This is a genomic window from Nonomuraea sp. NPDC049750, from assembly GCF_040659625.1.
Taxonomy (GTDB): domain Bacteria; phylum Actinomycetota; class Actinomycetes; order Streptosporangiales; family Streptosporangiaceae; genus Nonomuraea.
Genome location: NZ_JBFANB010000011.1, coordinates 95106 through 102618 on the forward strand (window position 1 = coordinate 95106; position 7513 = coordinate 102618).

5 protein-coding genes are annotated in these 7513 nt (G+C 69.2%); 2 read left to right on the forward strand and 3 right to left on the reverse strand.

Going from position 1 to position 7513, the window contains the following annotated elements; translation table 11 throughout:
• Window positions 1–73 precede the first annotated feature (73 nt).
• Window positions 74–1930 (forward strand): BTAD domain-containing putative transcriptional regulator, encoded by a 1857-nt coding sequence (locus AB0J16_RS27490; RefSeq protein WP_358544585.1) that lies wholly within the window; start codon window positions 74–76, stop codon window positions 1928–1930.
• Window positions 1931–2085: 155 nt separating this feature from the next.
• Here the strand turns inward: AB0J16_RS27490 and AB0J16_RS27495 are convergent, their stop codons facing one another.
• The 3 genes from AB0J16_RS27495 to AB0J16_RS27505 form a co-directional block, all read right to left on the reverse strand.
• Entirely contained in the window at window positions 2086–4902 is a 2817-nt protein-coding gene (locus AB0J16_RS27495) for a BTAD domain-containing putative transcriptional regulator (protein WP_358544586.1), read from the reverse strand.
• Complete coding sequence (locus AB0J16_RS27500; RefSeq protein ID WP_358544878.1) at window positions 4848–5666, reverse strand: LamG-like jellyroll fold domain-containing protein; 819 nt, start codon at window positions 5664–5666, stop codon at window positions 4848–4850. The genes AB0J16_RS27495 and AB0J16_RS27500 overlap by 55 nt, the downstream gene beginning before the upstream one ends.
• A gap of 381 nt (window positions 5667–6047) precedes the next feature.
• Window positions 6048–6422, reverse strand: a complete 375-nt coding sequence (locus AB0J16_RS27505) for a hypothetical protein (RefSeq protein ID WP_358544587.1) — start codon at window positions 6420–6422, stop codon at window positions 6048–6050.
• A gap of 310 nt (window positions 6423–6732) precedes the next feature.
• On the opposite strand from AB0J16_RS27505, the gene AB0J16_RS27510 reads away from it, so the two are divergent.
• On the forward strand, window positions 6733–7513 hold a 781-nt coding region (locus AB0J16_RS27510; RefSeq protein ID WP_358544588.1), incomplete at its 3' end, for a M23 family metallopeptidase.

Below are 7513 nucleotides of genomic sequence, written 5' to 3' on the forward strand. Positions count from 1 at the left end.
GAGCGGACGTCTCCTTTCCCGCTCCCGGCACAGAGATTCGCGTCAGCCATCCGAAATGACAGGGGGAGCTCTGATGGGACTGGAGATCAAAATCCTGGGGCCGTGGGAGATCACGGCGAACGGAGAGCCGGCCGTGCTGGCCGGTCAGCGACGAGTGGGGGTCCTGACCAGGTTGGCATTGAGCGCCGGGCAGCCGGTTCCCGCGGAACAACTGCTCGCCCAGGTATGGGGCGAGAGCACGGCGACGACGGCGGCTAAGCAGCTGCACATCGTGGTGTCGAAACTTCGCGGCTTGCTCTCACGGCACCAGGACGACGAAATCATCGCGACCGTCTCCGGCGGGTACCAGTTGAATCTCCCCCGCGAGCGCATCGACGCCCACCTGTTCTCGCTCCTGGCCCGACGGGCACGTACCGCGAGGGCACAGGGCCAGATCGCGACGGCGGACGGGCTGTTCCACCAGGCTCTGGACCTGTGGCGGGGCGACGCGCTGGCCGGCATGACCGCCTCGTGGGCCCAGGTCGAGTCCGATCGCCTGGAAGAGGAGCGCCTCACCACACTGGAGGACCACGTTGACCTGCGCCTGGCAGCCGGTGACCATCACGGGGTCGTTCCGGTGCTCACCGCCCACGTCAAGGCCAATCCGCTGCGAGAACGTCCGCGCGCCCAGCTGATGCTGGCGCTGTACCGGGCCTCGCGCCCCTCGGAAGCGCTCGAGGTGTACCGGGAGACGCGCCGCATCATGGCCGATGAGCTGGGTATCGAACCAGGAGCGGCACTGCGCCGGCTGCAGCAGGCGGTGCTCCGGCGAGATCCCGCACTCGACCTCGGCCCTCCGGCACAGCGTGCCACGCTCACCAAGCCCGTCATTCCCACCGAACTCCCCGCCGATATCCAGGCGTTCACCGCGCGTACCACGGAGATCGCTTGGCTGCACAGGACGCTCACCGATACCCGGCCTGGGCTGCCCGCCGTCGCCGCGGTGCACGGTCCCGGCGGGGTGGGCAAATCCGCACTTGCCATACATGTCGCGCACACCGTCGCCGATCGCTTCGCCGACGGCGTCCTCTACGTCGACCTGCGCGCCGCCACCGCCGGGCGCCAGCCACTCCCGCCGTTCGAGGCCCTCGCCCGGCTGTTGCGCTCACTCGGGCTTGACGGCGCCGCCATACCGCCCACCCTGGACGAGGCCGCTGCCCGCTACCGCTCGCTGACCTCGACGCGCAACCTGCTGATCGTCCTCGACGACGCGCTCGACGCTGGCCAGGTCCGGCCACTCATCCCCGCCGGGCCGTCATGCGCGGTCATCATCACCAGCCGCCGGATCATGGCCTCGCTCGACAGCACGAGCCATCTGCGACTGACCGGGCTTGACCGCGCCGACGCCACCGCACTGTTCCTCCGCATCGCGGATTCCGGCCGGGTCCATGGCGAGCCGGAAGCGGTGCGGCAAATCGTCCAGCAGTGCGGCGCGCTCCCCCTGGCGCTCCGCATCTCGGCGGCACGCCTGGCCGCCCGGCCCGATCGGGCGCTGTCCTTTCTGGCCGACCAGCTCACCGACCCCGACTATCGCCTCGACGCCCTCGAACACGCCGATCTGGCCATCCGCGACAGCATCGCGGTCAGCCTCCAGCACCTCCTGAGCGAACCCGCGGGTCATGACGCCTGCCACGCGTTTCTCATGCTCGGAATGCTGGAAACCTCCATCCACACGGTGGCCGGCACGTCCGCTCTGACCGGCTGGCCGGAACACAGGGCGGAAGTCGCACTCAATCACCTCCTGGATGCTGGCCTCCTCGAGCCCGCCGGGCCCGACCGCTATCGGATGCACGACCTCATCCGCCTCCACGCCCGCGAGCAGGCCGCCCGCCATTTACCTGGACCCGTGCACGCCGCCACGGCGTGTTCCACCACTACCTGGAGCGGGTGACTTGGCTGAATACCGGCCGGCGCTCGTTGCTACGCTGGTCCGCGGTCCGCCCCTGGCAGCGCGGCCCAGCTGCGGGGTGGTGGTCGGCGGCCAGTGTCGTGCCGTCCGTCTCGCCCAGCACGGTGGACGCCACGGCGGGCGGCCCCATGCTGGTCCTACAGCATGTTCCTGATCGGCCGCGGCATGTCGGGAACGGGTTGCTCGAGCAGTTCGTCGACCTCCGCGCGGGTCAGGAGGCGTGTCTCCAGCAGGGTCGTGAAGCATTCGGCCCAGTTTCTCCGCGCTTCGCCGTGCCGTCCCAGAGTGTGCAGGGTTTGGCCGGACCACCAGGCGGTCACGGCGTAGCCGATGCGGTATCCAGCCTCGCGCAGGAGCGCCAGCGCCACCTGGTAGGTGTCGGCCGCCTCGGTGAGACGTCCGGCATGCAGGTAGGCGCGGCTCAGGGTCGCGCGGGACAACCCCTCCCCGTACAAGCTGCCGGTCCACTCCACGACGGCCGTCCTCGCCTGTGCGATGGCCTCCTCGAATAGACCCTGCCGGTAGAGCACATGCACGCGATTGTTGAGGATGGCGCCCCGCGCGTAGCGGTCGTCGATCTCCTCGGCGATGTTCAGGGCCTGTGCCAGGTTGGTGCGGGCGAGGTCGAGCTGCCCCAGCATGGTGTAGATGATGCCGAGGTTGTTGAAGGAGCCAATTCTCCGGTGCGGCAGGGCGGCCTTGTCCCAGCACGCCACTGCCCGTTCCAGGTGGTCGATCGCCTGCTCGTAGCGCCCCTGGTCGCGGTAGACCCAGCCCAGGTAGCTCTCCGCCTGAGCTTGGCCGGCCCAATCTCCGCGCCGCGCGGCCACCTCGACCGCGTTCCGGTGGACGTCGGCCAGGTGCGTGACCCAACCGCGGTAGTTGAACGGCATGTGCAGCCCCAATGCCAGTCCGATGGCGGTGTCCGGGTCGGCGGACTCGGCCGCCTGATGGGCCACGGCGAGCAGGTTGTCACGCTCGGTCTCGGTCCATTCGCTGACCTCCCGCGTGCTGGCAAACACGACACCAAGCTGCTCGGCCTGGTATGAGGGCTCCTGGACCTGGGGGTGCACGCGCTGTGTGGCGGTGTTGACCGTGGCCAGGTAATGGTGAAGGCCGCGGCGGAGCGCGGCCGCGCGTTCCGGCTCGGACAGCTCGCGGGTGGCCTGCTCCCTGGCATACAGGCGGATGAGGTCGTGGAAGCGGTACCGGCCGCGCCCCGCGGCCTCCAGGAGCCGGGCACCGCGGAGCCGTTCGAGGGCCGCCTCCGCCTGTGCCTCGGGCCAGTGGGCCAGGGCGGCCGTGGCGGCCGGGGTGTGGGTCGGCGTGTCGAGCAGGCCGAGGAGTAGCAGGGCGTGGGCGGCGTCGTGGCCGTTGGGCTCCTCGCGCAGGTGCCGGTGGCTCACGGCGATGCTGGTGCGTACGGCCAGATCGGCGTACTGCAGGGTGTCCAGGCGCCGGGCGGCGTCGGCCAGGCGGTCGGCGAGGTCGGCCAGCCGCCAGTCGGGCCGCGCCGCCAGCCGGGCGCCGGCTACCCGGATGGCCAGGGGGAAGCCACCGCACAGCTCGGCGATCTTCGCGGCCGACTCCGGCTCGCGCTGGACACGCTCGGGGGCGGCGATCCTGGCCAGCAGCGTGACGGCATCGCGGTCGCCGAGCCCGGCCAGGTGCAGGCGATGGGCGTCGTCGAGGGAGGTCAGAGCCTTGCGGCTCGTGATGACGGCGCGGCAGCCCGCGCCCGCCGGAATGAGCGGCCGCACCTGGTGGGCGTCGAGCGCGTTGTCGAGGATGACGAGCAGCTCGCTCGCCGCGGTGAGCGACCGGTAGCGGGCGATCGCGCTCTCCAGGTCGGCCGGTACGGCGGAGCCATCCAGACCCAGCGAACGCAGCAGGTGGCCCAGGGCGTCGACCACGGGCAGGGGCGGCAGTCCAGGGGTAGCACCGTTCAAGTTGACGTAGATGACGCCGTCGCGGAACCGCCCGGCCATCGCGTGCGCGACATGGACGGCGAGCGCCGACTTGCCCACGCCGCCGGGCCCGTCGACGACGGCCACGCCCGCACGCAGCAACGCCTCCCTCAACCAGTCCACCTCCTCATGCCGGGCGGTGAACGAGCGGGTGTCGGCCGGCAGTTCGGCGGGGACGAGCGTGCTGGACTGCGCCGGTGTGGCGCGCTCGAGCACGGGGTCCCTGGTGAGGATGTCGTGCTGCAGCCGGCGCAGTCGCGGGCCTGGCTCGAGGCCGAGCTCCTCCACCATGGCGGTGTGGCCATCCTGGTAGACCGCGAGCGCTTCGGACGGCCGGCCCGCCCGGTATAGCGCCAGCATCAGCTGAGCGCGCGGCTCCTCTCGCAGCGGGTGGGCCTGGACGTATGGGGCGAGGTCGGCCACCACCGCGTGGTGGTCCCCTGCGGCCAGCCGCAGGTCGATGTGGTCCTCGAAGACGGCCAGGCGCTCCTCCTCCAGGCGCCGGGACTCGATCTGCGCCCACGGGTCGTCCAGCTCGGCCAAGGCGCGACCCCGCCACAAGGCCAGTGCCCGCCGGAACAACCCGTCGGCCGTGTCCGGCTCGCGCCGGCCGCGCGCCAGCCGCGCCTGGCCGGCCAGCAGCGTGAAGTTGTGCGCGTCGACCTGGTCGCGGGGCAGGTCCAGCAGGTAGCCGCCGGGCACGGTCGCGATGATCTCGGGAGTGAGCACCTCACGCAACTTCGACACCACGATGTGGAGCTGCTTGCCGGCCGTAGTCGTCGAGGTCTGCCCCCAGACGTCGGCGAGGAGTTGCCGCGAGGTGACCGGCTGCCCGGCGGCCAGCGCCAGCCGCGTCAGGACCGTGACGCGGCGACGGCCCGCCAGCCGTACCGGTTGCCCGCCCACCTTGATCTCCCAGGGTCCGAGGAACCTTATTTCCGGTGCCGCCAGGGAGAGGAATGTACGGCCATGATGCGGCTCCAGCATGTCTGCATCACCTCGCTTGCGACCGCCTTTTGTCCGTCCCGCAGCCCTCGCAGAGCACAAAAGACGAACCTGTTGCCGCCCTTGCCGTTCCAGATGGTCAGCGTCCCGGTAGCGGCCGAGAAGAGGTCCGCCACGCCGTCGGCGTTGAAGTTCGGCCCGGCCGATCCGGTCATCGCGGCGTGGTGCGACCGGAGCTCCGCCCCGGAGAGCGCGCGGTCGTAGATCGCGAACTTTCCGACCGCCCCCTTGAAATACGACTTCCCGTCACGGGTGCCGACCCGGACCGGCGCGGATCCCGGCCTGGGCTTGACGATGACCTCAACCGCCGTACCGGGGCGGTAGGCCAGGTTGTCCGTGCCCGCCGGCACGCCGTTGCGATAGATGCGCACCTTCCCGTACGTGCCTTCGCTGGTGTCGAACGTGACCGCGTAGTGGATCCACTCGCTGACCTTCACCGGCATCTGGAAGTACCTGGAAGTACGCCCCGGCGCCGTAGCCGCCGTCGAGGTTCCAGGCGTATCCGGAGATGCGGTTGGGGCGGTCCTCGTCGTTGTCCTTGGAGTACATCCGCCCCGCCCACTCGCGGTCGCCGCCGCTGCCCGACTTCGTGCCCTTGTCCATGAAGTAGACGTAGCCGGTCTGTTCCTCGTCGGGGAACTGGAGGGTGTGCGGCCTGATCCACGCTTCCACGGTGAGCTTGCCCGTGGTGGAGATGTGGAACTGCTTGGCGGTGAAAATTTCCCGATGAGCTGTTGAAGACGGATGCACCGTCCTGGTTGGGCAGCCGGACTGTGCTGGTGACACCGTGGAAGGTCCCCGTGTGGTTGTTGCCGGTGCGGTCGACCTCCCTGTGCCGAATCGCATCCGCCTCATGAATTCATCACTTTTCCTCCCATCCAGGGGCTCTGCACGGCGGAACACTAGGGGACGGCGGTATATCGCCGGTATGTCGCCACAGGCGCTGGTGATTCGCCGCGCCCAGCATCGCGAAGGCATTCCCCGGTCAGGCCCGGCCGTGCCAGTGATCAGTATCCCCTTGCCCAGGATGGGGCCTGGAGTGTTCGGGCCCCAGCGGTTGAGGACCGCGGTCGTGGAGAACCGGACCTCCCGCCCCAGGAGTAACCACTTGATGTCAAGCCAGGCAATCACGGGTCGGCCGCGTGCGTCGACGGTGAGCTCGATTGCGCCGGAGTCGTGCTCGACTGTCCGACGGCACTGGCCGAGCAGGTGCTTTCCACGCAGGTGACGAGCAGTAGTCGCCGATTCTGCATGTCCCAGACAGCCAGGCGGGCGGGTCCCGCCGGGTCCACCGCGAGCGCCGGCGCCGGGTGGCGCTCGTGGTGTCCACGTGGTGGAACGCCGGGCCGGGTGCGCTCATGACAGTTCTGCGAGAACTTCGCGTTGCGGGCCACCCAGTCCTGGTACGCACTCTCGGTGGCGGGGTAGGTGAGCGGCACCCGCTCCACCACGTTCAGGCCACACTGGAACGCGTTGCTCCGGGCGATGCCCTGCGGATCCACGCTGACCAGGTCAAAGTACTGGCACAGCACGCCATCTGCGGGGGCGGGATGTTCGACGCCTGACCGCCGACCGCGAGCGGCAGGTCGGCTGGTTCGTTCCCCGGAGTGGACGAGGCGGACGTCTACAGTACTCCTATTTGAGCGGTACGCGACGACCCGATGAACATACCCGCGTCATACCGTCGCCTCCTATGGTCGATCCCGCGTACGAGAAGTCAGCGGGAAGGCGAGCAACGCCTTAACAAGCGTTACGGAAAATCGCCTTCCCTGTTCATTTCCCATCCAGCCGGAATCCTCCTGGAGGAATCTCATGCCTCGATCCGCTTTATTACGCGGATTCATCGCCACGCTGTTCGCCGCCGCGCTCGGGATCGTCGGGCTGGCGAGCCCCGCGCTGGCCGTACCAGACTTCCAGCTTCCCTTCCTGTGTGGTCAGAAGTGGCAGCTGAACAGCTGGGGGCACGCGCCCGCTCTCGACATGGTGAAGGAGCCCGACCAGCAGGGGACCGAAGGCGCCACCCTGCTCGCAGCCGCCGGCGGGACCGTGGACAGGTCCTTCTGGCACGACAACGGTGGCAACGTCGTGCAGATCGATCACGGTGGCGGCTACTTCACCACCTACATCCACCTGCAGTCCCGTGCCGTCTCAGCCGGGGACAGGGTGGAGCGCGGCACGGTGATCGGCAAGGTCGGCAAGACCGGGGCGTTGTCCAACGACCACCCCCACCTGCACTTCGAGCTCGCCTACGACTCCAACGGCGACGGCCACGCCTCGTGGGGTTACGCCGGCTCCGAGCGGATCAAGCCGACCTTCAACGGCGTTACCTACGGCCAGGCCAACGGCATGGAGTGGAACAACGTCGAAAGCCACAACTGCGGCACGGTTTCCCCCAAGGGCACGGCCTCGGTGTACGGCGTGCTGTCCGACGGCCGGTTGACGTATACGGGGATCGATGCGGCGACTGGGAAGCGGACGGCGGGTGCTGAGTTGTCGACGGTATCGCTGGGGTTCAAGGCCAAGGCGTTGGCGGCGTTGAATTACAACACGTTGCTGGTGACCGAGGATGGTAGGGATGGTCGCCTGTATCGGG